The 24,842-nt window shown below is 64.0% G+C and carries 24 protein-coding genes, 1 tRNA gene and 1 riboswitch; of the genes, 17 read left to right on the top strand and 8 right to left on the bottom strand.

Annotated features, from left to right (window positions below; genetic code table 11):
* The first annotated feature begins 376 nt into the window (after window positions 1–376).
* Window positions 377–1,447 carry a glutamate-cysteine ligase family protein gene (locus MTR72_RS04895; RefSeq protein ID WP_280965301.1) on the top strand — a complete coding sequence of 357 codons (1,071 nt, stop codon included), beginning with the start codon at window positions 377–379 and terminating at the stop codon, window positions 1,445–1,447.
* A gap of 399 nt (window positions 1,448–1,846) precedes the next feature.
* Here the strand turns inward: MTR72_RS04895 and MTR72_RS04900 are convergent.
* Window positions 1,847–1,921 (bottom strand) — tRNA-Gln (locus MTR72_RS04900).
* Between the two features lie 268 nt (window positions 1,922–2,189).
* Between MTR72_RS04900 and MTR72_RS04905 the strand changes: the two genes are divergently transcribed.
* A complete protein-coding gene (locus tag MTR72_RS04905; protein WP_280965302.1) occupies window positions 2,190–3,968 on the top strand; it encodes an acyl-CoA dehydrogenase in 1,779 nt (592 codons plus the stop codon).
* 240 nt (window positions 3,969–4,208) lie between these two features.
* On the opposite strand, the gene MTR72_RS04910 is transcribed toward MTR72_RS04905, so the two are convergent.
* Window positions 4,209–5,438, bottom strand: coding sequence for an MFS transporter (locus tag MTR72_RS04910; protein WP_341510143.1), 1,230 nt, complete (start codon window positions 5,436–5,438; stop codon window positions 4,209–4,211).
* Window positions 5,439–5,721: 283 nt separating this feature from the next.
* Between MTR72_RS04910 and MTR72_RS04915 the strand changes: the two genes are divergently transcribed.
* The 8 genes from MTR72_RS04915 (at window position 5,722) to MTR72_RS04950 (ending at window position 14,669) form a co-directional block, all read left to right on the top strand.
* Window positions 5,722–6,480 (top strand): enoyl-CoA hydratase-related protein, encoded by a 759-nt coding sequence (locus MTR72_RS04915; RefSeq protein ID WP_280965304.1) that lies wholly within the window; start codon window positions 5,722–5,724, stop codon window positions 6,478–6,480.
* Window positions 6,481–6,567: 87 nt separating this feature from the next.
* A complete protein-coding gene (locus MTR72_RS04920) occupies window positions 6,568–8,235 on the top strand; it encodes a bifunctional metallophosphatase/5'-nucleotidase (RefSeq protein ID WP_280965305.1) in 1,668 nt (555 codons plus the stop codon).
* Window positions 8,236–8,370: 135 nt separating this feature from the next.
* Window positions 8,371–9,300 carry a histone deacetylase family protein gene (locus tag MTR72_RS04925; protein WP_341510144.1) on the top strand — a complete coding sequence of 310 codons (930 nt, stop codon included), beginning with the start codon at window positions 8,371–8,373 and terminating at the stop codon, window positions 9,298–9,300.
* Window positions 9,301–9,375: 75 nt separating this feature from the next.
* Entirely contained in the window at window positions 9,376–9,627 is a 252-nt protein-coding gene (locus MTR72_RS04930) for an exodeoxyribonuclease VII small subunit (protein WP_014497196.1), read from the top strand.
* A 520-nt stretch (window positions 9,628–10,147) separates the two neighbouring features.
* A complete protein-coding gene (dxs, locus tag MTR72_RS04935) occupies window positions 10,148–12,076 on the top strand; it encodes a 1-deoxy-D-xylulose-5-phosphate synthase (RefSeq protein ID WP_280965307.1) in 1,929 nt (642 codons plus the stop codon).
* A gap of 37 nt (window positions 12,077–12,113) precedes the next feature.
* Window positions 12,114–12,668: a nucleoside 2-deoxyribosyltransferase gene (locus MTR72_RS04940; RefSeq protein WP_280965308.1), complete on the top strand. Its 555-nt coding sequence runs from the start codon at window positions 12,114–12,116 to the stop codon at window positions 12,666–12,668.
* A 26-nt stretch (window positions 12,669–12,694) separates the two neighbouring features.
* Entirely contained in the window at window positions 12,695–13,429 is a 735-nt protein-coding gene (locus MTR72_RS04945; RefSeq protein ID WP_280965309.1) for a TlyA family RNA methyltransferase, read from the top strand.
* Window positions 13,422–14,669 (top strand): class I SAM-dependent RNA methyltransferase, encoded by a 1,248-nt coding sequence (locus MTR72_RS04950; protein WP_280965310.1) that lies wholly within the window; start codon window positions 13,422–13,424, stop codon window positions 14,667–14,669. The genes MTR72_RS04945 and MTR72_RS04950 overlap by 8 nt, the downstream gene beginning before the upstream one ends.
* A 4-nt stretch (window positions 14,670–14,673) precedes the next feature.
* Here MTR72_RS04950 and MTR72_RS04955 read toward each other — a convergent pair whose 3' ends face one another.
* Window positions 14,674–15,276: a hypothetical protein gene (locus MTR72_RS04955; protein ID WP_280965311.1), complete on the bottom strand. Its 603-nt coding sequence runs from the start codon at window positions 15,274–15,276 to the stop codon at window positions 14,674–14,676.
* A 277-nt stretch (window positions 15,277–15,553) separates the two neighbouring features.
* On the opposite strand from MTR72_RS04955, the gene MTR72_RS04960 reads away from it, so the two are divergent.
* On the top strand, window positions 15,554–16,621 hold the full coding sequence (locus tag MTR72_RS04960; RefSeq protein ID WP_280965312.1) for a class I SAM-dependent methyltransferase: 1,068 nt from the start codon (window positions 15,554–15,556) through the stop codon (window positions 16,619–16,621).
* A 6-nt stretch (window positions 16,622–16,627) separates the two neighbouring features.
* On the opposite strand, the gene MTR72_RS04965 is transcribed toward MTR72_RS04960, so the two are convergent.
* A complete protein-coding gene (locus MTR72_RS04965; RefSeq protein WP_280965313.1) occupies window positions 16,628–17,080 on the bottom strand; it encodes a GNAT family N-acetyltransferase in 453 nt (150 codons plus the stop codon).
* 159 nt (window positions 17,081–17,239) lie between these two features.
* Between MTR72_RS04965 and MTR72_RS04970 the strand changes: the two genes are divergently transcribed.
* A complete protein-coding gene (locus MTR72_RS04970) occupies window positions 17,240–18,103 on the top strand; it encodes a nucleotidyltransferase domain-containing protein (RefSeq protein WP_280965314.1) in 864 nt (287 codons plus the stop codon).
* Window positions 18,104–18,107: 4 nt separating this feature from the next.
* Here MTR72_RS04970 and MTR72_RS04975 read toward each other — a convergent pair whose 3' ends face one another.
* Window positions 18,108–18,740, bottom strand: coding sequence for a hypothetical protein (locus tag MTR72_RS04975; RefSeq protein ID WP_280965315.1), 633 nt, complete (start codon window positions 18,738–18,740; stop codon window positions 18,108–18,110).
* Between the two features lie 179 nt (window positions 18,741–18,919).
* Complete coding sequence (locus MTR72_RS04980) at window positions 18,920–19,768, bottom strand: DUF1194 domain-containing protein (protein ID WP_280965316.1); 849 nt, start codon at window positions 19,766–19,768, stop codon at window positions 18,920–18,922.
* A gap of 312 nt (window positions 19,769–20,080) precedes the next feature.
* Window positions 20,081–20,158, top strand: a riboswitch (Fluoride riboswitch).
* A gap of 50 nt (window positions 20,159–20,208) precedes the next feature.
* Between MTR72_RS04980 and MTR72_RS04985 the strand changes: the two genes are divergently transcribed.
* The 5 genes from MTR72_RS04985 to clpS are packed head-to-tail and all read left to right on the top strand — an operon-like array spanning window position 20,209 to window position 23,014.
* On the top strand, window positions 20,209–21,471 hold the full coding sequence (locus MTR72_RS04985; RefSeq protein WP_445819549.1) for an MFS transporter: 1,263 nt from the start codon (window positions 20,209–20,211) through the stop codon (window positions 21,469–21,471).
* Window positions 21,472–21,496: 25 nt separating this feature from the next.
* Window positions 21,497–21,886 carry a fluoride efflux transporter CrcB gene (crcB, locus tag MTR72_RS04990; protein WP_280965317.1) on the top strand — a complete coding sequence of 130 codons (390 nt, stop codon included), beginning with the start codon at window positions 21,497–21,499 and terminating at the stop codon, window positions 21,884–21,886.
* Between the two features lie 6 nt (window positions 21,887–21,892).
* On the top strand, window positions 21,893–22,321 hold the full coding sequence (gene crcB / locus MTR72_RS04995; protein WP_280965318.1) for a fluoride efflux transporter CrcB: 429 nt from the start codon (window positions 21,893–21,895) through the stop codon (window positions 22,319–22,321).
* A gap of 2 nt (window positions 22,322–22,323) precedes the next feature.
* Window positions 22,324–22,665, top strand: coding sequence for a DUF190 domain-containing protein (locus MTR72_RS05000; RefSeq protein ID WP_280965319.1), 342 nt, complete (start codon window positions 22,324–22,326; stop codon window positions 22,663–22,665).
* Between the two features lie 43 nt (window positions 22,666–22,708).
* The gene (gene clpS, locus MTR72_RS05005; RefSeq protein ID WP_280965320.1) at window positions 22,709–23,014 is read left to right on the top strand and encodes an ATP-dependent Clp protease adapter ClpS; all 306 of its coding nucleotides are present in this window, start codon (window positions 22,709–22,711) and stop codon (window positions 23,012–23,014) included.
* A 194-nt stretch (window positions 23,015–23,208) separates the two neighbouring features.
* Here the strand turns inward: clpS and MTR72_RS05010 are convergent, their stop codons facing one another.
* The gene (locus tag MTR72_RS05010; protein WP_280965321.1) at window positions 23,209–24,390 is read right to left on the bottom strand and encodes a radical SAM protein; all 1,182 of its coding nucleotides are present in this window, start codon (window positions 24,388–24,390) and stop codon (window positions 23,209–23,211) included.
* Between the two features lie 33 nt (window positions 24,391–24,423).
* Window positions 24,424–24,702: a hypothetical protein gene (locus MTR72_RS05015; protein WP_280965322.1), complete on the bottom strand. Its 279-nt coding sequence runs from the start codon at window positions 24,700–24,702 to the stop codon at window positions 24,424–24,426.
* Window positions 24,703–24,842: the final 140 nt, after the last annotated feature.

Below are 24,842 nucleotides of genomic sequence, written 5' to 3' on the forward strand. Positions count from 1 at the left end.
CTGCGGTAGCACGGGCTCCCTGCACAGTTGCGGTGTTACCCCAACAGGCTTGCGTCAGCAGGGAAAGTTCACTAGCCTGCATTGCACGGGGTAAGCAGTCTCCCCGTCAGACAGCTCCTTGTCCAAGCACTGCGCAGCGCTTGATTTTTCGGGCAGATTGCGCACGGACAAATGGGCTACTTATTTTCCGACACCACTGTGTTGCAAGCGGTCAGGCATCACGTGCCGGCGCTGGCCGGTATCCGCCCGCCGCAAGGTTCTGCTCGGAAACTAGGGCGGTCGACGGAACAGCCAGCCACCCCAGAAAGAGCGGGACTTCGCGACCTGACGGGTTCGTCACGCTGGGTCGCACTCTCTTGCGTGCGTGAGCCTAGTCATGATTGAGCGTCGTCATAGAGGGTTTCGCTTTGGTCTTGAGGCGGAATTCCTCTTGGTCGATGCCGTGTCATTCCGTCCCTTGTGGCACCCGGATTTAATCTTTCAGACGTTGAACTCCACGCTTGAGGCCATTCCGGTAGACGACTTCCAATGCGATGGCTTCAAGGTCGAGCCGCCTCATCGTAAACCGAGCCCCTACGTCGTCGAGGGTTATCACCTTCCCGATCCCGACATGAATCCCATCGACTTGCTGCCGAAGGGCGTGGAGATTCGCACACCGATCTGCGAATCCATCGACGAATGCCTTGCGTCGCTCAAGGTTCTGCACGCTCGTCTGCAGCAGGCTTTGCAGCACCTTGGCTTTCAAGCCGTCGTGCTGTCGTTCCATCCGACCGAAGTCGCCTTCCGAGGTCCACAAAACAAGCGGCGGTACGACTTTTGGCAGTGGGCGATGGAAGCCATGGTGACCTACGGCCCGGACGTCAATATCAGCCTTCCGGAGAGCCTCTCGGCACGCATCGATCTGAAAGATTTGAATGAGAAGGTGAATTACTACATACCCGCCCTTACCGCACTCACTCTCGCTTCACCGCTACGGCAAGGCGAGCTCTGGCGCATTCGGGGACGCATTGGCAAGTCCGTGCGGACCTATCATCGCAGCGTAACAGCTCCCGCAATCGAGATTCATCCTGACGAGGGTCTGCGTCTGGAGCTGAAACCTTTTGAAATGACAAATTCGCTCACGGATTATCGCAACTACTTTTTGCTCTGGCTCGCACTCCTCCTGGACGACGACTTGAAGGGCCGGGCTTCTGACCAGACGCGCGTTTACGATATGGGTCGGATTGCCTGTGACGGTATCAATATCGGCTTCGTGAGGGAGCGCGCCACCGAAGTGCTTACACGAATGCCGGACGTGCTCGCCCCATGGGGGTTCGATTGTGGATCTCTCGATGGCTTACGCCGGCGGTTGGAAACAGGTCGCGTGCCGGCCGATGACATCATTGCGATATTCGAACGGGAGAGGTCCGTCCCGGCAACCTTGCGTCACCTTTGCGATATAAATTGACTCGCTTTTTGCAGCATCCAATTGACCGGTGTTCATCTTTGACGCGGGCTTGGCGACATCATCGGCGTGGCTAATCCTTGGGCATTTTCGCGCCTGCCCAACGTATCATTCGTAATCGACAGATCCTGGTTAGCCGCGCGTCGTCAAAGGACAGTAGGTGACATGAGGCCCACGGACCCAAGGATGTCACCTCCAAGCATCCGGGCAGATCGAGGCGGAGATCGTCGCCGTGGAAACTCAGCGCGCAAGCTTCACGTAGGGGTCCGCAGCGCTATGCCGCTGTCGGTGGAGAAAAAAGATACGTAGCGCGAAGTAGCGACGTCTTTCTTCAACGGAGCAGCGAATTACGCAATTTCCAAATGAAGCAACGAAAGAGATGATTTGGCGAGCAATATCAACTGGCTGGGGCGGGAGGGATCGAACCTCCGAATGGCGGAATCAAAATCCGCTGCCTTACCGCTTGGCTACGCCCCAACAGACCTGAAGCAACGACGGAAGAACGGGCTACCGCAGATTCCCTCAAGCCGTGCCGGTCTATAGGGAGCGGCGCGGCATTTCAACCGCCTGGACGGGCAAAATACCATAGGTCCCGGGGTGGAGCGCCATACTCTATTATGATCGCGACGATTGGCCCGTTCCGGGCGGGACTTGCCCGTCCGATCACCGATCGGCCCGTCCCGGCAGTTGAGACCTCCCCCGTTTCATGGGAATACGGCGCCAATGATGCCTACGGGAGTGAGCTATGACCTACCGCGCGCCGATCTCTGACATGCTGCTGTCGCTCAACCATGGCGCCGGCCTGAAGGCCGCCGTGGAGGCCGGCCATTACGGCGATTTCGACGCCGAGATCGCGAGCGCCGTGCTGGAGGAAGCCGGCAAGTTCGCAACCGACGTGCTGGCGCCGCTCAACCGCGTCGGCGACGAGCACGGCATCAAGCTCGATGCCGGCAAGGTCACCACCGCGCCGGGCTGGCCCGACGCCTACAAGCGCTGGACCGACGGCGGCTGGAACGCGGTGTCCGGGCCGGAAGCCTTCGGCGGCCAAGGGCTGCCGCTCGCGATCAACGCCGCCTGCACCGAGATCTGGAGCGCCTCCAATGTCGCCTTCGGCCTCTGCCCGCTGCTCACGGCCTCCGCGATGGAGGCGCTTGAGGCGCATGGCAGCGAGGAGCTGAAGAGGATCTATCTCGAGAAGCTCGTCACCGGCGAATGGACCGGCACCATGCAGCTCACCGAACCGCAGGCCGGCTCCGACGTCGGCGCGCTGCGCACCCGCGCCGAGCGGCAGGCCGACGGCACCTACCGCATCAAGGGGACGAAGATCTTCATCACCTATGGCGAGCACGACATGACCGACAATATCGTGCATTTCGTGCTGGCCCGCCTGCCGGACGCGCCCGCCGGCACCAAGGGCATTTCGCTCTTTCTTGTTCCCAAGTTCATGGTCAACGCCGACGGCTCGCTTGGCGCGCGCAACGACATCTATGCGAGCGGCGTCGAGCACAAGCTCGGCATGCATGCATCCCCAACCTGTACCATGACCATGGGCGACCATGGCGGCGCGATCGGATTTTTGATCGGCGAAGAGAACCAGGGCATGCGCTGCATGTTCACCATGATGAACCAGGCCCGACTCGGTGTCGGCCTCGAAGGCGTCGGGGTTGCCGATCGCGCCTATCAGCAGGCTCTGGCCTACGCCCAGGAGCGCCGCCAAGGCCGCGCCGTCGGCAAGAGGGGCGACGGCTCGGATGCAATCTTCGTCCACCCGGACGTCAAGCGCACACTGATGCGGATGCGGGCGCAGACCGCGGCGGCGCGCACCATCTGCTACGCCACGGCGGTGGCGATCGACGTCTCCACGCGCGCCAAGGACGCCAAGGTGCGGGCCGACGCCGCCGCGCGCGCGGCATTGCTGACGCCGATCGCAAAGGCCTATTCCACCGATGTCGGCAACGAGGTCGCCTATCTTGGCGTGCAGGTGCATGGCGGCATGGGTTTCATCGAGGAGACCGGCGCCGCCCAGCACTATCGCGACGCGCGCATCACCACGATCTATGAGGGCACCAACGGCATTCAGGCGATCGACCTCGTCACGCGCAAGCTCGCAGCGAACGGCGGCGCGTCGGTGTGGGCGCTGCTTGACGAGCTCGCCGCCATCGTCAAGCAGGTCGAAGCCTCCAACGATCCCGCCTTCGGCACCACGCCCGCAAAGCTGCGCGAGGCGCTTGCAGCCTTGATGCGCACCAGCAAGTGGCTGCTGGAGCGGGTCGCCTCCGCGCCGAACGATGCACTCGCCGGCGCCACGCCCTATTTACAGCAATTCGGCGCCACGCTCGGCGGCTGCATGCTGGCGGCCGAGGCGCTCGCCGCCAAGGGCGACGGCAATACGGAGGCGCCGCGCTACGTCTCGCTCGCCCGCTTCTTCGCCGAGAACATTACCGTGCAGGCGGGAGCGCTCGAGCGCACGGTGACGGAAAGCGCGGAGTCGGTTGCGGCGGCGGATGCGGTGTTGTTGGGGTAAGGCGGGCGCGCTGCCGTCCCGTCGTCACCGCGACGCTAGGAAAGCCGCGAGCCCGTTCTCCGCTGTCATTCCCCGCGAAAGCGGGGAATGACAGTACGCCGCGGCTTCTCAAGGGACGACAGACGTCTCGGAGTACTGGATCGCCCGATCAAGTCGGGCGATGACGCCGAATGTGCGGAGCGCGCGTGCCGCACTCTCGTGCGGTCCCGGATTACGCTTCGCTCCACCCGGGCTACGGACCTACGATCCCTGCATGCCCTGCCCAGGCCGCCATAGTACGATTCCCGCGGCGACCAGGTCGAGCACGACGCAAAGTGTGAACGCCATCGTGTAATCGCCGGTGAAGCTGCGCGCGAGGCCGACGATGCCGGGGCCGAACGCGCTGACGATGCCACTGATCGAGGTTCCCAGTCCCATCGCGGCCGCGAACGCATCGCGCCCGATCTCGCGCTGGATGATCAGCGGCGGGAAGGTGATCATGTTGCCGATCGAGAAGCCGTAGACGGCGCAGCACACGAGCAGCACCGTCGGGCTCGTGCTTTGCAGGAGAACGAACAGCGCCGCCGCCTGGCTCGTCATCGACGCCGCGCTTGCGAGCCGCGGATCGAGCCGGTCGACGAACAGGCCGAGCGACAGGCGGCCGACGACGGCCATGGTCGCCATGATGGTCACCGCGAGCCCCGCAGCCGAGCGGCCGATGGCCGGCTCGAGGAACGTCACCTGATGGATGATGAAGCCCATCTGCGCCAGCAGCGCGATCGCGATCGGCAGCACCATGGTCCAGAACGCCGGGTTGCCGAGCAGCGCCTTGCGGGAATGCACCGCAGGCGCGCCGCCCGCGGGCCCACCTCCGCCGGCGGCCTGCGTCATGTCCGCCGGCCAGGCGACGAAGGCCACGATCACCGGCAACAGCAGCACCACCATCGCGGTGGTGGCCGCCAGCATCGCGGAGCGGAAGCCGATGCTGCCGGTCAGCGTCAGCAGCACGGGCACGAGCACGATGCCGCCGCAGGTCGCGCCGTTGAAGGCGAGGCTGAGCGCGAGCCCGCGCCGCCGCTCGAACCAGGAATTGAGCACGGTCGCGATCACCACGGTACCCATCCCGGTCCAGCCGAGCGACATCAGCGCGTAGGCGAGATAGAGCTGCCAGGGCGCCGCCATCAGCGCCAGCAGGATCGTCGATGCGCCGAGCGCCGAAAGGCCGCACAGGGTCAGCGAACGCAGCCCGAAGCGAGCCAACAGATCGTCGGTGAAGATGACGAGGACGGAGGTCAGCAGGAACGAGAAGGTGCTGGCCGCGGAGACGAGCGTGCCTGGCCAGCCATGTGCACGCTGAAGTTCCGAAAGATAGACGCCCTGCCCGTACAGACCGAAGCCGAACATGAAGAAGGCCATCAGAAAACAGGCAAGCACGACGCGCCAGCCGCGATAGTGTGGCGAGGACTCGTTGATGCTCTCTGCGGCAACCATCGATCGCGCAATCAGCCAGATGGAGCGGGACGGGTGATCGTGAGCCACAACCACCGGTTTTTCAAATGAAACATTGTAGCCGATTGTTGCAACGCGCAACAGGGCATGCGGAGTAGCCCGGTGCAGACCCGGCGCGGCTTTCGCGGCGAACACGCCCCGCGCCAACGTTATACGCCGAGGGCACGCGGCTCACCGTCGAAAAGGCTGAACCCGGGATTGGCACGCCCGTGAGATCATGTAGGCTGAGACGGCGAGACTCGGCAATGGCGCGCGGGGGATCCTTATGGCGAACGGCAACATCATCGTGACCGGGGAACACGCAACGCGCGTGATCACCTTGCGCCGGCCGAACAAGAAGAACGCGATCACGCAGGACATGTATCGCGAGATGAGCCACGCGATCGACACCGCGCAGAACAATCCCGACATCCGCTGCATGATCATCACCGGAGGCTCCGGCGTGTTTACCGCCGGCGACGACATCGATGATTTCCTAAGGGCCGACAAGTCGGGCGGAGAAACGCTGACGGAAGGAGCAAAATTCCTCTACTCGCTTGCTCTCAACACCAAGCCGATCATCGCCGCGGTGGACGGCGTCGCGATCGGCATGGGCACCGCGCTGCTGTTCCATTGCGACTATGTGCTGGCCTCGACGGCCGCGACCTTTTCCGCGCCTTACATCCATCTCGGGCTCGTCCCGGTCGGCGCAGCCAGCCTGTTGATGCCGCAGACCATGGGCTATCAGCGCGCTTTTGCGATGCTGGTGATGGGACGCACCTTCACCGCCGCCGAGGCGCACGTCGCCGGCTTCGTCAACACCGTGGTCTCGCCGGGACACACCGAAGTCGAGGCGCGCAAGGTGGCGCGCGAGATCTGCAGGCTGCCGGCCGAGGCGGTTGCGATCTCACGCAAATTGCTGCGCGTGCCGCCGGAAGAGCTCACCCGCCGCATCGACCAGGAAGGCCATCTGTTCGGCGAGCGGTTGAAGTCCGCCGAGGCCGTAGCCGCCTTCAACGCGTTTGCGAACAGGAAGCGGCGGTGAAGACGAGCACGCTGTGACCCTCTCCCCTTTGTGGGAGAAGGAAGAAAGCTTCGTGAAATCTTCGCCTGGAGCGTCTAGTCTTGTTCCATGCGACACACGCTCCGACTCATACCGATCGCCCTCACACTGGCGCTCTCTACCACCCTGCCCGCCGCCGCGCAGAGCGCGGCGCCCGTGGAGCTGCGCATCCTGGCGATCAACGATTTTCATGGCAATCTGATGCCGCCGCCCGGCGGCATCCGCATCGGCGATCCCGAGGACAAGGCCAAGAAGGTGCCGGTCGCGGCCGGCGGCGCCGAGTACATGGCGACGCTGGTCAAGCAACTGCGCGAGGGGCACAAGAACACGATCTTCGTCGCGGCCGGCGACCTGATCGGGGCAAGTCCGTTCCTGTCCGCCATGTTCCACGACGAGCCATCGATCGAGTCGCTGTCAATGATGGGGCTTGCGATCACCTCGGTCGGCAACCACGAATTCGACGAGAGCAAGGCCGAGCTCTTACGAATGCAGAATGGCGGCTGTCATCCGGAGGATGGATGCCAGGGGCCGCATCCCTTCCTGGGTGCGAAATTCCACTATCTCGCGGCCTCCACGATCGAGACCGCGACCGGCAAGAGCATCTTGCCGCCCTTTGAGATCAGGGAGTTCGACGGCATTCCCGTCGCCTTCATCGGACTGACCTTGAAAGATACCGCCGGCATCGTCTCGCCCAAAGGCATTGCCGGCCTCGAATTCCGCGACGAGGCCGAGACGGTGAACGCGCTCGTGCCGCAACTGAAGGCGGGTGGCGTCGAGGCGATCGTGGTGCTGATCCACCAGGGCGGCGAGCCCTCAGGCGACTACAATGAATGTCCGGGCATAACAGGGCCGATCGTCGAGATCGCAAGGAAATTCGACCGCGCGGTCGACGTCGTCGTCAGCGGCCACACCCATCGTGCATACGTCTGCAACATCGACGGACGGCTCGTCACCAGCGGCGACAAATACGGCACACTGGTCACCGCGATCGACCTCACACTCGATCCGGCGAGCCGTGACGTCGTCAGCGCCAAGGCCGAGAACGTCATCGTCGCGACTGCCTCGCTGGCAAAGGATCCAGAGCAGACTGCGCTGATCGAGGCTTACGACAAGCTGTCGGCGCCGATCGCCAACCGCCCGGCGGGATCGGTGACGCAGACGCTGTCGCGGATGCCGAACGAGGCCGGCGAAAGCGCGCTCGGCGACGTCATCGCGGATGCGCAGCTCGCCGCAACGCGCGACGCAAGGGACGGCGCCGCCGTCATTGCCGCCACCAATCCGGGCGGCATCCGCAGCGACATCGTGCCGAAGGAGAATGGCGCGGTGACGTTCGGCGACGTGTTTGCGAGCCAGCCGTTCCGCAACCGCCTCGTCACCATGACGCTCACCGGCAGCCAGCTCAAGGACCTGCTCGAGCAGCAATGGCTCGATCCGAAGCGGCCGCGCATCCTCCAGGTCTCGAACGGATTCAGCTACACCTGGGATGCGTCAAAGCCGTTCGGCGAGCGCGTGGCCGCGGACAAGATGACGCTCGACGGCAAGCCGATCGAGCCGGCGCAAGGCTATCGCGTCACCGTCAACGACTACCTCGCCGTCGGGGGCGACGGCTTCACCGTCGCCAAGCAGGGCGCATCGCCGCAATATGGCGGCTACGATGTCGACGCACTGTATGCGTTCTTCCGGGCACATGGTCCGATCGGTCCTCTGCCGCCCACCCGCATCCTGCGCGTGAATTGATCCGGATCAAACGGGCCGAACCGGAACCACCGTTTGCCATTCCCGGCCAAACGCATAGATTGGGTTTTGCATTGCGTTTTGGCGCAGGATGCGCCAAGCGACATCGAGAGCCCGTATTGACGTGAGCACGATCTGATGAGCACGCTCCTCCTCTCCCACAAGGCCTGCCTCGACCACGTCACGCCGCCGGGACATCCCGAGCGGCCGGACCGCTTGCGCGCGGTGGAAGAAGCGCTGTCGCATGAGCGATTCCAGTATCTGGTGCGCGACCAGGCGCCCGAGGGCGATCTCGATCTCGTCACACTCTGCCACAACGAGCATTACGTCACCGAGCTGCGCCACATCGCGCCAACCAGCGGCCAGGTCTATATCGACGGCGACACCTCGATGTCGCCGGGTACCTGGGAAGCGGTGATGCGCGGGGTCGGCGGCGCCGTCGCCGCGACCGAACGGGTGATGGCGGGCGAGCATCGCAACGCCTTCGTCGCGGTGCGCCCGCCCGGCCATCACGCCGAGATCGGCAAGCCGATGGGCTTCTGCTTCTTCGACAATGTCGCCATCGCCGCGCGCCATGCGCAGCGCAAATACGGCATCAAGCGTGTCGGCATCATCGATTTCGACGTGCATCACGGCAACGGTACGCAGGATATCTTCTGGTCGGATCCGACCGTGATGTACTGCTCGACCCACCAGATGCCGCTGTTCCCGGGCACCGGCGCCCGCTCCGAGCGCGGCGATCACGACACCATCGTCAACGCGCCGCTCGCCTCAGAGGACGGCGGCGTGGAATTCCGTGCCGCATTCGAGAACCTGATCCTGCCGCAGCTCACCAAGTTCAGCCCTGAGCTCCTGATCGTCTCCGCGGGCTTCGATGCGCATTATCGCGATCCGCTGGCGTCGCTGAACCTGCGTGCAGAGGACTACGCCTGGGTGACGCGGAAGCTGATGGACCTTGCCGACAAGACCGCAGGTAGCCGAATTGTTTCGGTGCTCGAGGGTGGCTATGATCTGCAAGGACTGAAAGAATCTGTTTCGGCGCATGTCGGCGCCCTGATGGGCGCTTGAAGACACCCGCCACATTACGCCCGCAAAACTCTGCTTTCTCGGTGAGGAACGCGAGTCGGGCAATCGGAAATGGATATGGCCGAAAATACCCAAGTCGACGTCTCCAGGCTCACCTTCGAGCGCGCGATCGAGGAACTCGAAACGATCGTGAAGCGGCTCGAGGACGGCAAGGTGCCGCTCGAGGAATCGGTGACGATCTATGAGCGCGGCGAGGCGCTGAAGCGCCGCTGCGAGGAACTTCTGCGCCAGGCCGAGGCGCGCGTCGACAAGATCACCACGGACGCCAGTGGCCAGGCCGCCGGCACCGCGCCGCTCGACGTGCAGTAACCCTGTCCTCTTTTCCACCCTCCAAAAGCCATTTGAGAAGCCATTTGGAACCTTGAGGCCCTTGCCGGAGCGGCGAAGGGCCAAAAATATCCTCAATTTCGCCCCCGAAAGCCTGCCAGGGAACCGGGCGAGAGGAACGTTCCGCCCGGGGCCGTGGTTAACCAAGCCGGCCTGCCGGGTGCGCCTGCATACCCCTAATCGGCCCAGCGGGTTGGCTTTGGTCCAAGGTTTGGTGTAAAGCTGCGCGGACTGTGGCTTTTTGCAAGCCTTTCGTAAGCACCGATTGCTGGCGATAAGTGCTTCAAATCGCTAATGAAATTGGCTGGGACGGACGAAGCCGATCTTCGTGACAGGGATCACAGAGACTGAACCGGAGCGCACTTAAGCTCACTTAAGCTTGAAGACGGGGCTGTGCCCCTCGCAGGTGGCTCCGACGGTTGAGGACTCGCGCTGCGCCTATATTGTGCAAACCCATCGCGCGCCGGAATGACCTTCCGGCGCTGAAAAATTGGAAATCGCCGTGAACGCATACAGTAAGACGCCGCTTCTCGACACCATCCGGACACCGGAAGACCTTCGCAAGCTCAAGATCGAGCAGGTCCGTCAGGTCGCCGACGAGCTGCGGCAGGAGACCATCGACGCCGTTTCCGTGACCGGCGGTCACTTCGGCGCGGGCCTCGGTGTCGTCGAGCTCACCACCGCGATCCACTACATCTTCGACACGCCGCGGGACCGGCTGATCTGGGACGTCGGCCACCAGGCCTATCCGCACAAGATCCTCACCGGCCGGCGTGACCGCATCCGCACGCTGCGCACCGGCGGCGGCCTGTCCGGTTTCACCAAGCGCAGCGAGAGCGATTACGATCCGTTTGGCGCCGCGCACTCCTCGACCTCGATCTCGGCCGGCCTCGGCATGGCGGTGGCGCGCGACCTCGCCGGCGGAACCAACAACGTCATTGCCGTCATCGGTGACGGCGCGATGTCGGCAGGCATGGCCTATGAGGCCATGAACAATGCGGGCGCGATGAATTCGCGCCTGATCGTCATCCTCAACGACAACGACATGTCGATCGCGCCGCCGGTCGGCGCCATGAGCGCCTATCTGTCGCGGCTCTATTCCGGCAAGACCTACCGCACGCTGCGCGAGGCGGCCAAGCAGATCAACAAGCGCCTGCCGAAGATCATCGCCAACCGCGCCAACCGCGTCGAGGAATATTCCCGCGGCTTCATGATGGACGGCGGCACGCTGTTCGAGGAGCTCGGCTTCTACTATGTCGGCCCGATCGACGGTCACAACCTCGACCATCTGCTGCCCGTGCTGAAGAACGTCCGCGACATGGAGACCGGCCCGATCCTGGTCCACGTCGTAACGCAGAAGGGCAAGGGCTACGGCCCGGCGGAAGCCTCCGCCGACAAGTACCACGCCGTCGTCAAGTTCGACGTCGCGACCGGTACGCAGGTCAAGGCCAAGCCCAACGCGCCGGCCTATCAGAACGTGTTCGGCCAGAGCCTCGTCAAGGAAGCGCAGAAGGACGACAAGATCGTCGCCATCACTGCGGCGATGCCGTCGGGCACCGGCGTCGACATCTTCAACAAGGCGTTCCCGGACCGCACTTTCGACGTCGGCATCGCCGAACAGCATGCAGTGACCTTCGCCGCGGGTCTTGCGACCGAAGGCTACAAGCCGTTCTGCGCGATCTACTCGACCTTCCTGCAGCGCGGCTACGACCAGGTCGTGCATGACGTCGCGATCCAGAACCTGCCCGTGCGCTTCGCCATCGACCGCGCCGGCCTCGTCGGCGCCGACGGTGCGACGCATGCCGGCTCGTTCGACAACGCTTATCTGGGCTGTCTGCCGAACATGGTGATCATGGCGGCTAGCGACGAAGCCGAAATGGTGCACATGGTCGCGACTCAGGTCGCGATCAACGACCGCCCCAGCGCGCTGCGCTATCCTCGCGGCGAAGGCCGTGGCGTCGAAATGCCCGACGTCGGCGTTCCCCTCGAGATCGGCAAGGGCCGCGTCATCCGCCAGGGCAACAAGATCGCCCTGCTCTCCTTCGGCACGCGCCTGGCCGAGTGCGAGAAGGCGGCCGACGAACTCGCCGCGCACGGCCTCTCCACCACCATCGCGGATGCCCGCTTCATGAAGCCGCTCGACACCGACCTGGTGCTCAAGCTCGCCCGCGACCACGAAATCCTGATCACGATCGAGGAAGGCTCGGTCGGCGGCTTCGGCTCGCATGTTGCGCAGTTCCTGACCGATCAGGGCGTGCTCGACAGCGGCATGGTGAAGTTCCGCACGATGGTGCTGCCCGACGTGTTCCTCGACCATGACACGCCGGCCGCGATGTACGGCCGCGCCGGTCTCGACGCCAAGGGCATCGTCGCCAAGGTGTTCGAGGCGCTCGGCAAGGACGCCAAGACCGAGACGGTCAAGCTCGCCTGACGGCGAGCTTCGACCTTCGCGAAGCAGCACCGCTTCCATGAAAATCTATCTGGCAGGCCCCGACGTGTTCCTGCCGGATGCGGTGGAGATCGGCCGGCAGAAGGCTGCGATCTGCGCTCGCTTCGGGCTCACCGGCCTTTATCCCCTCGATAACGAGATCGACCTCACCGCGCCCGACGCCTCGCGGCAGATCTTCTGCGGCAACGAGGCGATGATGGACGCGGCCGACGCCATCATTGCCAATTTGACGCCGTTCCGCGGCGCCGGAGCAGATCCCGGTACCGTCTACGAGCTCGGCTACATGGCCGGCCGCGGCAAGTTTTGTCTGGCCTATTCCAACGATCCCGCTATCTACGTCGACCGCGTCGGCCGCTTCATCGATGTTGCGTCCGAGAACGGGCGGCTGGTCGATGCGCAGGGCCTGACCGTCGAGGATTTTGGTCTGGTCGACAATCTCATGATGATCCACGCGCTGGAGCTGCACGGCTGCCCGCTGGTGACGCCGGCAGAGATGCCGGTCGACGTCTGGCACGATCTTACCGCGTTCGAGGCTTGCGTCCGGATGGCGGCCGCGCGACTTATCGCTACATAAGCGCCAGTCGCTTCCCGGAGAGCGTGATGTCCCTTGCCCGCAAGCGCGCGGATGTTCTTTTGGTCGAGCGCGGCCTGTTCGAGAGCCGGGCACGGGCGCGCGCGGCGATCGAGGCCGGCCTCGTCACCGCCGACGACAAACTGGTGGCGAAGCCCTCCGAGACCATCGCCGAGGACGCGGTGATCCAGGCGGAGCCGGCGCATCCCTTCGTCTCGCGCGGCGGCGTCAAGCTTGCGGGTGCGCTGGAGCGCTATCCCATCGATATCGAGGACCATGTCTGCCTCGACGTCGGCGCCTCTACCGGCGGTTTCACCGAAGTGCTGCTGGCCAACGGCGCGAGCCTCGTTTTCGCCGTCGATGTCGGGCGCGAGCAGTTGCACCCCTCGCTGCGCGGCCACTCCAAGATCGTGTCGATGGAGGAGACCGACATCCGCAGCTACGAGGGCAAACGGCTGCCGGCGCGGCCCGATATCGTCGTCATCGATGTCAGCTTCATCTCGCTGAAGACGGTGCTGCCCGTGGCGCTGTCGCTCGCGGCCGCGCCGATGAGCCTGCTCGCATTGATCAAGCCGCAGTTCGAGGCGAAGCGGAAGCACAACAAGCGCGGCATCATCCGCGACGCCGCCGTGCACAAGGAGATCTGCGACGACATCGCGGCGTTCGCCGCCTCGCTCGGCTGCACCGACATCGAGGTGTTTCCCTCACCGATCAAGGGCGGCGACGGCAACATCGAATTCTTCCTGGGCGCGCGCCGTGGTTGAGAGCTTGAGGATCGATCACGTCGGCCATCGCGGCGACGGCGTCTGTCTCGACGCACGCGAGGCGATTTATGTGCCTTTTGCGCTCGGCGGCGAGACCGTCGAGGTCGAGCATGTCGCGGGCAACCATCCCGACCGCCGCAAACTGCTTGCGGTCGACGTCGCGAGCCCCGAGCGCATCGAACCGTTCTGTCCGCATTTCGGCATCTGCGGCGGCTGCGCGATCCAGCATTGGGCGGCCGCGCCCTATCACGCCTGGAAGCGCGGCCTCGTGGTCGAGACACTGGCGCAGGCTGGCATCGAATGCGAGGTGGCACCGCTGGTCGATGCTCATGGCGCCGGCCGTCGCCGCATCACGCTGCATGGCCGGTTCGGCACGCACGACATCCTCAAGGTTGGCTTTGCCGCCGCAAGCTCGCACGACGTCATCCCGATCCATCGCTGCCCGATCCTCGATCCCGCGCTCGAGGGCGCGCTCGATGCGGCCTGGGCGATCGCGGAACCCTTGACGTCCAAGATGCCGGTGACGAAGCCACTCGACATCCAGATCACGGCCACCAAGAACGGCCTCGATGTCGATGTGCGCGGCTCCGGCCGGTTGCCGGCAGCGATGGTGGCGGTGCTGTCGCGCATCGCCGAGCAGCATCGCCTGGCGCGGCTGTCGCGGCACGGCGAACTGGTGCTGCAGCGGCTGCCGCCGACGCTGCAGATGGGCCGCGCCGAGGTGACGCTGCCCCCGGGGTCCTTCCTGCAAGCAACCGTGGCGGGCGAGGAGACGCTTGCCGCGCTCGTCGCGATGCGCGTCGTCAAGGCCAAGGAGATCGCCGATCTCTTCTGCGGTGTCGGCCCGTTCGCGCTCCGGCTTGCGGAAAAGGCGCGCATCGCCGCCTATGACAGCGATGCCGCCGCAATCGCAGCGCTATCGAAGGCCGCGCGCACCCCGGGCCTGAAGCCGATCAAGGCCGAGCCGCGCGACCTGTTCCGCCGACCGCTGATGCCGCAGGAGCTGCGCGACTTCGACGCCGTCGTGTTCGACCCGCCGCGCCAGGGCGCGCAAGCGCAGGCGCTGAAGCTCGCCGCAAGCAAAGTGCCGGTCGTGGTCGCGGTGTCCTGCAACGTCGCAACCTTCGCCCGCGACGCGCGGCTCCTGATCGACGGCGGTTACAAGATCGAGGCTGTGGTGCCCGTCGACCAATTCCGGCACACGCCGCATGTGGAGCTTGTGGCGCGGTTTACGCGGTAAACTCTTAGCGCCGAAGGCCGCCGAAAACCGGCGACTCGCCCGGCAGCATGGACGAATTGATGTCGCTGTCCATGCGCCCCGATTGCTGCTGGGTGTAACCGGCCCCGAACGACAGGCTGAGGTTGGAGGTCGGCTTGAATTCGACACCCGCGAATGCGCCGTAGCCGGGTGTAGCGCTGGAGGTGAGCGGCGCAAGCGAACCACCGAGGCCGTTGCCGTATTTCAGCGTGTCAAATCCGGCAAAGAACGTGACGGGCATGCCGCCCGCAGTCTTGTAGTTGTAACCGAACTGCGTGCCCTCATAAGAGAGCGCACTGAAATTGCTGGATGTCTGGACCTGGCTGAGGCCGTTCCAGCCAACGTTGCCGCGTGCACTTCCGACAAAGAATCCATTCGCAAAATCGTAGCGCCCGCCTGTGTCGCCGGCCTTGAAGCTCGGAAAGTTGCCGTAGGTATCGCCGCTCTGGCTGACACTGTCACCGAAGCCGAACGGCCCGCCCGGTATCCAATACCTCAGGGGCGCCACTTGCGCGTCAACCGGCGCTCCGCCGAGACAAAGCGCTGCGAATAGAACTGCGAGACCAGATGAATCTGCGAGCTTGGACATTCAGCTACCGTCAAAAAGTGCGCAAATTATACTCTGGGGATGTCACGAATGCCAGCGATGGCGACCGGTCATCGCTTGATCCAGTTCCAGGAATACGTCTTCCGCGATTTCAAGAACACTCCAAGTCACAAGGTGCTGTCGTTGTCGTGAGGCGTTGAACCTGCCGCGCGCCGGCCTGACCCACATAGAGGAACCGCGGAGTTCTGGGACTCGTCCCCTCCTGCGGATAAGCGGCCGGTCCGGCAGCACGCAAGATTTGTAAATGCCCCGACATTGCATGGAGGCTCTCGTGGAGGTCAATTCCGACAGGTTGAATGCCTTTATGGGCAAGATGGTCACTGAGCTCGGCGCGGCGATGAATGCATCGCTGGTCTTGCTGGGCGACAAGCTCGGTCTCTACCGCGCCCTCGCCAAGGGGCCGATGAACTCCGCTGAGCTCGCGAGCGCGACCGGAACGAAGGAGCGCTACGTCCGCGAGTGGCTGGCGAGCCAGGCGGCTTCCGGCTACATCGAATACGATTCCGCGACCGGCAAGTTCTCCATGCAGCCAGAGCAAGCGATGGCGCTTGCCGACGAGGACAGCCCGGTGTTCCTCGGCGCATTCGGCAGTGTCGTTGCCTCGACGTTTCTCGACGAGCCGAAGGTTACGGACGCCTTCAAGAGCGGCAAGGGTGTCGGCTGGAACCGCCGCAGCGAATGCCTGTTCTGCGGCACGGCGCGCTTCTTCCGCACCGGCTACAAGCATCATCTGGTGCAGGAGTGGCTGCCGGCGCTCGAAGGCGTGGTGGACAAGCTCAAGCGCGGCGCCAAGGTCGCCGATGTCGGCTGCGGGCACGGCGTCTCGACACGGCTGATGGCAGAGGCCTTCCCGAATTCGCGCTTCTACGGCTTCGACTATCACGAGGGCTCGATCGAGGCCGCGCGAAAGTCTACCGCCGAGGCGAAGATGGACGATCGGGTCTCCTTCGCCGTTCATTCGGCGAAGACCTATCCGGCCGAAGGCTATGATCTCGTCTGCTTCTTCGATTGCCTGCACGACATGGGCGATCCCGTCGGCGCCCTCAGTCACGTGCGCGAATCCATGGCCGAGGACGGCACCTGCATGCTGGTCGAGCCGTTCGCGGGCGACCGCCTCGAGGATAACCTCAATCCGGTCGGGCGGGTCTACTACGCAGCGTCGACCATGATCTGCACGCCGGCATCGCTCGATCAGGAGGTCGGCCTGGCGCTGGGCGCGCAAGCCGGCGAGGCAAGGCTGCGCAAGGTCGCGCGCGAGGGTGGCCTGACGCGCTTCCGTCGCGCCGCAGAGACGCCCTTCAACCTGATCCTGGAGGCGCGGATCTGATCTCCGTTACGCCGGGGGCGCGGGCCTGTGCGCGACATAGCCGACCCGCAAGCCCGGCACGAAGCCACAGGCCTCATAGAAGCGATGCACGCGCGGATCCTTGCGGCCGCTTTGCATCAGCACGTGGTAACAATCCCGGCGCCAGGCTTCCGCGAGCGCGCCTGCAACGACGGCGCGCCCGTGGCCGCGTCCCTGATAGACGGGATGGGTCACGACATTCTCGAGAAAGCCGTGGCGCCGGCCGCCGCGCAACAGATTGGGCGCGGTGATGAGCATGCAGGTGGCGACGATTTGGCCGTCGGCTTCCGACACGAACACGGCGAGGTCGCCACGAGCCAGGGTCTGACACCAGATGTCTGCGGCCTCCTCAGGCGCAGCGCTCGCACTGACGTCGGAGGCGCGGAATAGCGCGAGCAGCCCCGCAAGGTCGGATGTTTCGGCAAGTCTGGCGTTCGCCATCGATTTCACCCAGCTCGAACGATGTGCCAGTCTTGCCTGCCGCCGGCCGCGTTGGCAACGCGAACCATCAGTCAGTCACTCGTCCGGGAGTTGACCATCCCCCACAAGAGGACCATACCCGCGGCCGGAAGCACACAGCACCGTGCGGGGCTTCGCCCGATGGCAGCGCAGACGGACATCCAGCACGATCCGCTCATCGAGCGGCTGACATCCACGCTCGGCGGCGTCGCAGGCGTCGAGGCCATCGTGCTCGGTGGCTCGCGGGCGCGAGGGACGTCGCACGAAAACTCCGACTACGACATCGGGCTGTATTTCTCTGACAACCGCAAGCTCGACACTGATCGCCTGCAACAGGCGGCGCGGCAGCTCGCCGACGATCCGGAGGCGACGACGGTCACCTCGGTTGGCGAATGGGGACCGTGGATCGTCGGTGGCGCCTGGCTGACCATCGAGGGACAGAAGGTCGATCTGCTCTACCGGAACATCGATGCGGTCCGGCGCACGATGGAGGCCTGCCGGGCGGGACAGATCAGCATGGACTATCAACCCGGACATCCGCACGGGTTCTGCTCGGCGATCTGGATGGGCGAGATCGCCTGCTGTCAGGCGCTGCGCGATGAGCGCGCGGTGATTGCGGAGCTGAAGTCGATCGCACTTCCCTATCCGCAGCCGCTGCGCGACGCGCTGATCCAGCGATTTCGGTGGGAGATCCTGTTCAGCATCGAGAATGCCGAGCTTGCCGCGCTGCGTGAGGATCAGGTCCATGTCGCGGGCTGCGCCTACCGCGCGCTCGCCTGCATCGCCCAGGTCCTATTTGCGCTGAACGGGGAATATCTCATCAACGAGAAGGCGGCGTTGCAGCAGGCGGCGGAGTTTCCGCTGACGATTCCGGACCTGATGGAGCAAACGTCGGCGATCTGGCGACGCATCGGAAACCACGCGTTCGGGACGGCGCTTTTGAACCTGCGCACGATCGACCGGCAATTGAAGACGCTGACGCAATCCTGCGTGGCTCGGCTTTGAGCCGCTACGCCGTCTTGTCCACCGCTGATGACGAATCCGCTGGCGGATATTTCGTCACCGGTACCACGAAGGACTTGGTGCCAAACTGATAGATGATCTTGCCGTTCTTGCCGTCATCCGTCGAAATCTGTGCCTGCCCGAACATGATGACGTTCTGGTACACGATACCGGTGCCCTGGCGGGTGATGCCGTCGGTGGTGACGCTGACCTGCGCTTCCTTGCCGTTGACGGAGAGCACGCGAAAGCTCGCGCTCTTGCCGTTGTCGGCTGAATAGCCGCCCCAGCTTCCGATGAGGCGGTTGTCGTCGGCCGGCGGCGCCTGCTTTTCCAGATACGCGCTCGCCTTGCCGCCGCCCGCGGAGAACACGAGCGCCGCGCCCTTGCCGTCCTTGGTTCCGATCGTGACGGAGCCGAAGCTGATGGTCGCGCCGTCGACCTGGCCGAAGCCGCGCTCGGTATGTCCGTTATGGGTGTATTCGACCTGCGCCCGGGCGCCGCGGATGTTCACCACCTTGAAGGCGACGGCCTGGCTGTTTCCTGCCCACGTGCCTTTCCACTCACCGAGCAGATTGCTCTGGTGATAGACCCGCTCCATGGCGGGCGAAATCTGGCTGGTGCTTTGCGTGACGATGGCCATGGGACTGCGAGACGGATCAGTTCGACAAAACCGCTTTCGTTGGGACGGGCAATAGCAATATCAGGACACAGCCCGACACGACTGGAGACGGTCGGATTAGGGCCGTGCGGTGGTTAACGAGCCGTTAAATTCAACCGGCGGCTGAGATGGGGCAAATGGTCTCATCTTACGGTAACGCCTCAGCGTCCCCAGCGGTCCTGCCAGATCTTTTCGCCGATCAGGCAGTTCACCCGCGGCTCCTTGTCGGCGACCCTCGTCACCGGAGGCTCCGGCTTGCGGCCGGCGACCTCCATCAGCAGCTTGGTACGGATCGCCTCCTTGAACTTCTCGCGATCCTTGATCGCGATCACGAAGGAGCCGGGGCCGCCGACGACGCAGTCCTCGTAGTAGTAGTCGAGATTGTCGATATCCATGGTCGAGTAGGACGGCTCCTTGACCATGATCGGCAGGCCATTGATGACGATGCCCTTCTCGAGCGCCGCGTCGCGCGCCACCGTGACCGGACCGCCATTGTTGTTGGGGCCGTCACCGGAAATGTCGATCACGCGGCGAAGCCCGTGATAGGGATTCTCGTCGAACAGCGGCATCGCAAAGCCGATCGCGCCTGAGATCGAGGTGCGCGAGGCGCGCCGGATTGGCGTCTTCAAGATCTCGGCGGCGACAGCATCGGCCGTTTCGGGTCCATCGATCAGTCGCCAGGGAATGATGATCTTCTGGTCGCTGGAGGCGGCCCATTCGAAATAGGTCACCGCGATCCGGCCGTTCGGACCCAACTTGAGCGCCTGCAAGAACTCCTTCGACTGGATTGCCTGCGCGTAGCCTTCGCGCTGGATCGCGAGCTCGTCCATGTCCATGGAGTAGGAGACGTCGACCGCGAGGATCAGCTCGACATCGACCGACTGGGCATCCTTGTCGGCCGCTTGCCGCTGCGGCTGATATTTCGGCCCCGGCGCCGCGACGCTCGCGACATCCCAACCGGCAAGCACGCCGGCAACCAGCACAGCCCCGATCGAGAATAGCAAGCGCATCGCGCCCTCCCGTCGTATGACGCGATGGTGACATGCAATTGCGCGGCCGAAAAGCGCGAAGATCGCCTGGGCTTCACATTCGAGTTAAGGATGTGCGCCGTTGCGCAAAGCTGCCGCAGCTCTGCCATGGTCGTGCCGCGAGACCGCGCACGCGATCGTACATACAGCGTCATTCCGGGGCTCGCGAAGCGAGAACCCGGAATCTCGAGATTCCGGGTCTGGCGCTGACGCGCCATCCCGGAATGACGGGGCGTGATTGATGCGCGCGCGGCGCCAACTCTTGTCCGCCGCAATTTCCATGCTAGGCTTGCGCTCGCAGATGGGGATGGAGTCCCCCGATAACCGCCCGGCGGCAGACGACCGTAATGGGCTGATGACTCCTGCTCGAGGTGGGGCAATGCGAAGCCCTGCCTTCGGCGGGAGCATGGACGAGCCCGCCGATGGCGGGTTTTTTGTTGTCTGGTAACGAAAGGCACGACGTGACGACGACGCCACATGCCGCGCTCGACCGGGTCCCGAAGGGGGTCTGGATACTCGGCTTCGTTTCGATGCTGATGGATATCTCCTCCGAGATGATCCACGCGCTTTTGCCGGTCTATCTCGTCACGGTGCTCGGCACTTCGACGCTCACGGTCGGTTTCATCGAGGGCATTGCGGAGGCGACCGCCTCGATCACGAAGATCTTCTCGGGCGCGCTGTCGGACTGGCTCGGCCGGCGCAAGCTGCTCGCGGCCCTCGGCTATGGGCTGGCCGCCTTCACCAAGCCGCTGTTCCCGCTGGCGCCAAGCGCCGGATGGCTGGTCGCGGCACGCTTCATCGACCGGGTCGGCAAGGGCATTCGCGGCGCGCCGCGGGACGCCCTGATCGCCGATCTCGCCCCGCCCGGCCTGCGCGGCGCGAGCTTCGGCCTGCGCCAGTCGCTCGATACCATCGGCGCCTTCGTCGGGCCGCTGGCGGCGATCGGGCTGATGTGGTGGACCGCGGACAATTTTGCTGCGGTATTCTGGGTGGCGGTGGTGCCGGGCTTCCTGTCCTTCGGACTGATCGCGCTCGCGGTGAACGAGCCTGAGCCGGACGCAAAGGGGGAGCCCGCGAAAAATCCGCTCAACCTCGCCGCAATGCGGCAGCTTGGCGCGGTCTATTGGCGCGTGGTGGCGGTCGGCGTCGTCTTCACGCTCGCACGCTTCAGCGAGGCCTTCCTGATCCTGCGGGCGCAGAGCATCGGGATCAACGCGATGTGGGTCCCGGCCGTGCTGGTGCTGATGAACATCGTCTATGCGCTCTCTGCCTATCCGGCCGGCGTGCTGTCGGACCGGATCAACCGCACCAGCCTGCTCGCACTTGGCCTCGTGGTTCTCGCCGCGGCCGATCTCGCGCTCGCATTGCTGCCGAGCATGGCCGGCCTCGCGCTCGGCATCGTGCTGTGGGGCCTGCATATGGGGCTGACGCAAGGCCTGTTCGCGGCGCTCGTGGCCGATGCCGCACCGCCAAGCTTGCGCGGCACCGCGTTCGGCTATTTCAACCTGTTCACGGGGCTTGCGATGCTGGCGGCGAGCATCATCGCCGGCGCGCTGTGGGACGCTTACGGCCCGGCCGGTACGTTCCTCGCCGGGCTCGGCTTCGCGCTGGTCTCGCTGGCGGGCCTGCTCGCGATCGGCGACGGCATCACGACACCAACGACGACGTCAAAGGGGCAACGATGAACACAACGACGCATGAGGATCGGACGTGCTGAGCGGATTGGTCGCAATCGTGATCGGCTGCGCGCTCGGCGGATGCGCGCGCTATTTCATCTCCGGTGCGATCGCGCGGCGGCTGGGCGAGACATTTCCCTGGGGCACCATGACCATCAACGTCACCGGCGCGTTCCTGATCGGCATCCTCGGCGCGCTGGCGACGCATCCGGGCTCGGTCTTCGCCTCGCCCACCCCATGGCTGTTCGCGGTTACCGGCTTCCTCGGCTGCTACACCACCGTGTCCTCCTTCAGCCTGCAAACGCTGACGCTGGCACGCAGCGGCGAGCAGCTCCATGCGCTCGGCAACGTGGTGTTCTCGGTCGGCCTGTGCCTCGTGGCCGTCAGTTGCGGCTTCCTCCTTGCGGATCGGTTTGGAGGTTAGCTGCGCATGAGCGTCCCCACCTCCGCCGACCGCTGGCGCAGCGCGGTGCTCTATGCCTGGGTCGCCGCCGGCAGCATTGTCGGCGGGCTGACGCGCTATCTGGTCGGGCTCGCGCTCGATACCGGCCCCGGATTTCCCTTCGCGACGCTGTTCATCAACGCCACGGGCTCGCTGATCATCGGCTTCTATGCGACGCTGACCGGCCCTGACGGCCGCCTCCTGGCGCGGCCTGAGCACCGGCAATTCGTCATGACCGGGTTCTGCGGCGGCTACACCACCTTTTCGACTTTCAGCCTGGAAACCTTCCGCCTGTTGCACGGCAGCATGAAAGCGACGGCACTGGCCTATATTGCGGCGTCCCTGATCTGCTGGCTGGCCTCGGTGTGGCTCGGCCATATGATGGCGAGCCGCTATAATCGCTTGAAAAGGAGCTGATCATGCAAATTCCCAATCAGGCAGTGTTGCTCCGGATCTTTATCGGCGAGAGCGACCATTTCGACGGCAAGCCGCTCTATGAAGCGATCGTGATGACGGCGCGCGAGCGGCACCTTGCCGGCGCCACCGTGCTGCGCGGACCGATGGGCTTCGGCAAGTCGAGCCGGCTGCACACCTCGAAGATCCTGCGGCTGTCGGAGGACCTGCCGCTGCTGATCGAGATCGTCGACAGTGAGGACAACATCAACGCATTCCTGCCCATCCTGGACGGCATGATGTCGAGCGGCCTGATCACCTTGGAGAAGGTCCAGGTCCTACAATATGGTGAGAAGGCCGCGACCTGACCGTCGCGGCTGGAACCCGAAGCCCGCCGTTTCAGGAGGCGGAATGAGCGACACCGTCACCGCGCCGAAGACGCGGACCAAAACCAAAGTCGAGCGGCCGCGGCTGCACAAGGTCATCCTGATCAACGATGACTACACGCCGCGCGAATTCGTCACACTGGTGCTCAAGGCCGAATTCCGCATGACCGAGGATGAGGCCTACAAGGTCATGATCACCGCGCACAAGCTTGGCGCCTGCGTCGTCGCCGTGTTCACCAGGGACGTCGCCGAGACCAAGGCGACGCGCGCCACCGACGCCGGCCGCGCCAAGGGCTATCCGCTGCTGTTCACGACCGAGCCTGAGGAATAGACCTCAAGGCGGCTTTCCGGCTTTGCATTCCCGCCACAGAGCATCAGCAATAGTGCAGAACCGGCGCACGCTGGACAGCGAAGCAGCCGTGCACTAAAGCGCGATGAGATTAGGATAAATCGTCATCGCGCTTTAGGTTATTGTTTGAGCATGATCTTTTCGGAAAACCGCTGCACACTTTTCCGGATCATGCTCTAGGCGCCCGCCAACGTGTCACGCACGCTGACGCGATCGCCGTCCGGCTTGCTGACGTAGAGATGGCTCTCCAGTACGGATTGCATGTTCTCGAACATCGAATAGAGATCGTCGCAATAGACCGAAGGATTGTCGTAGCCGTTCGTCCTGGAGAAGCGGTGCGGAAGATAGCCTCCCCCGCAGGCGTTCATGAATTTGCACTGGCGACACTTCGCGCAAAGATTGATCGAAGCATCGCGGGCGGCCTTCCAGCGCGGCTCATTCCGGACCTCGTCGATCGCATGATCGAAGATGTTGAAGCTGGTGTTGGTGAAGCCGTCGCCCGCAATCCGCAGCACGTCATGGGCCTCCACAGTGCCGTCGGTCATCACGGTGCAAAGCTCGACGGGTTTGTGGCCCACGCCCTCGGTCGGCGCATTGTTGCCAAGCAGGGCGGTGATCATGTCGGATATGATGCGGATATCGGTCGCCGCAGTCGTGCGATTTGCCTCCAGCCAGATCTCGAACAGCCCCTTGTAGAAGGCGGCAATGGATGGCGGCTTCTCATCCACCGTCGCGTCGGGGATCATGATGTCGTAGTTGGAGATTCCACACGCGGCGAAAAAATCGGCGTATTCCTGCGGCGCGTAAGCGGGATTGCAGACGGCAAGGGCAATGACGCCAATGTTGCGCGCCACCAGCATGCGGGCGGCACGCTCTACGGCGGCATGAGTGCCCGTACCCTGAAACGTCTTGCGATGGAGGTCGTGAATATGGGCCGGCCCGTCTACGCTGATCGCAACCGAAATGTTGCGAGCCTCGAAGCAAGCCAGCCACTCGTCGTCGATCAACACGCCGTTGGTCGTGACCGCGATGGGTATCTCGCAGCCCGTGCGCGATGAAATGCCCTCGCAGGCCTCGGCAAAGCGGTGGAAGTTCTCGACGCCCCACAGCAGCGGCTCGCCGCCGTGCAGAATAATGGGAAAATCGGCGAGGGAATATCTGACGACGTGCTCCTCGATCCGCAGCAGCAATCGATGCTGCACCTCAGGGCCCATCAGCTTCGGCTTGCTATAAACGGACGCGTCGCGGAACCAGTAACAATAGGAGCAGTCGATGTTGCATCTCGCCGCGACCTTGACCAGCAATTGCGTGATCGGCTGATCGTGGAAGGCGGCACAATCTGAACCGTCAGCCGACATACCGATTACCGAGACGGGCTGGAGGACACTCAGCTAGTAGCCTCGAACAAATCCCCCTCGGCGGAATGCGCCGACGCCCGGAGCATATGCCCCCCTGCGAAAGGCACCTGCATTGGCACCTTTGGCAAAACCGCCTCGTCTGAACGCGGCCTCGGTCGCCACGGGCTTGTCGGAGACAACGCCTTGCTCCGTACCTTGTCCGCGCAGATCGTTCAGCAATGCGTCGATCCCCTGATGGTCGCTCTGAATGGTTGCGCCCGGCCCATGCAATTGAATGAGGCTTGCCAAAACCTTCAGCGTCGTAATCGGCATGATCGTGCTCCTGTTTTTCGCGACGCAATGCAGGATCGAACGAAAGACCGGCATGTGGAGCCGGCCGAGCAACGCCGAATATTATACCGTTTTGATTGCAGCGGCAATGTGTCGGGGCCGGTCGGACGTCTGCCTGGTCT

The organism is Bradyrhizobium sp. ISRA442 (genome assembly GCF_038085055.1).
Classification (GTDB): Bacteria; Pseudomonadota; Alphaproteobacteria; order Rhizobiales; family Xanthobacteraceae; genus Bradyrhizobium.

Coding starts and splice junctions, on each gene's coding strand:
- MTR72_RS04895 (WP_280965301.1), top strand. CDS start 377: ATGATTGAGCGTCGTCATAGAGGGTTTCGCTTTGGTCTTGAGGCGGAA.
- MTR72_RS04905 (WP_280965302.1), top strand. CDS start 2,190: ATGACCTACCGCGCGCCGATCTCTGACATGCTGCTGTCGCTCAACCAT.
- MTR72_RS04910 (WP_341510143.1), bottom strand. CDS start 5,438: ATGGTTGCCGCAGAGAGCATCAACGAGTCCTCGCCACACTATCGCGGC.
- MTR72_RS04915 (WP_280965304.1), top strand. CDS start 5,722: ATGGCGAACGGCAACATCATCGTGACCGGGGAACACGCAACGCGCGTG.
- MTR72_RS04920 (WP_280965305.1), top strand. CDS start 6,568: ATGCGACACACGCTCCGACTCATACCGATCGCCCTCACACTGGCGCTC.
- MTR72_RS04925 (WP_341510144.1), top strand. CDS start 8,371: ATGAGCACGCTCCTCCTCTCCCACAAGGCCTGCCTCGACCACGTCACG.
- MTR72_RS04930 (WP_014497196.1), top strand. CDS start 9,376: ATGGCCGAAAATACCCAAGTCGACGTCTCCAGGCTCACCTTCGAGCGC.
- MTR72_RS04940 (WP_280965308.1), top strand. CDS start 12,114: ATGAAAATCTATCTGGCAGGCCCCGACGTGTTCCTGCCGGATGCGGTG.
- MTR72_RS04945 (WP_280965309.1), top strand. CDS start 12,695: ATGTCCCTTGCCCGCAAGCGCGCGGATGTTCTTTTGGTCGAGCGCGGC.
- MTR72_RS04955 (WP_280965311.1), bottom strand. CDS start 15,276: ATGTCCAAGCTCGCAGATTCATCTGGTCTCGCAGTTCTATTCGCAGCG.
- MTR72_RS04960 (WP_280965312.1), top strand. CDS start 15,554: ATGGAGGCTCTCGTGGAGGTCAATTCCGACAGGTTGAATGCCTTTATG.
- MTR72_RS04965 (WP_280965313.1), bottom strand. CDS start 17,080: ATGGCGAACGCCAGACTTGCCGAAACATCCGACCTTGCGGGGCTGCTC.
- MTR72_RS04970 (WP_280965314.1), top strand. CDS start 17,240: ATGGCAGCGCAGACGGACATCCAGCACGATCCGCTCATCGAGCGGCTG.
- MTR72_RS04975 (WP_280965315.1), bottom strand. CDS start 18,740: ATGGCCATCGTCACGCAAAGCACCAGCCAGATTTCGCCCGCCATGGAG.
- MTR72_RS04980 (WP_280965316.1), bottom strand. CDS start 19,768: ATGCGCTTGCTATTCTCGATCGGGGCTGTGCTGGTTGCCGGCGTGCTT.
- MTR72_RS04985 (WP_445819549.1), top strand. CDS start 20,209: ATGGCGGGTTTTTTGTTGTCTGGTAACGAAAGGCACGACGTGACGACG.
- crcB (WP_280965318.1), top strand. CDS start 21,893: ATGAGCGTCCCCACCTCCGCCGACCGCTGGCGCAGCGCGGTGCTCTAT.
- MTR72_RS05000 (WP_280965319.1), top strand. CDS start 22,324: ATGCAAATTCCCAATCAGGCAGTGTTGCTCCGGATCTTTATCGGCGAG.
- clpS (WP_280965320.1), top strand. CDS start 22,709: ATGAGCGACACCGTCACCGCGCCGAAGACGCGGACCAAAACCAAAGTC.
- MTR72_RS05010 (WP_280965321.1), bottom strand. CDS start 24,390: ATGTCGGCTGACGGTTCAGATTGTGCCGCCTTCCACGATCAGCCGATC.
- MTR72_RS05015 (WP_280965322.1), bottom strand. CDS start 24,702: ATGCCGATTACGACGCTGAAGGTTTTGGCAAGCCTCATTCAATTGCAT.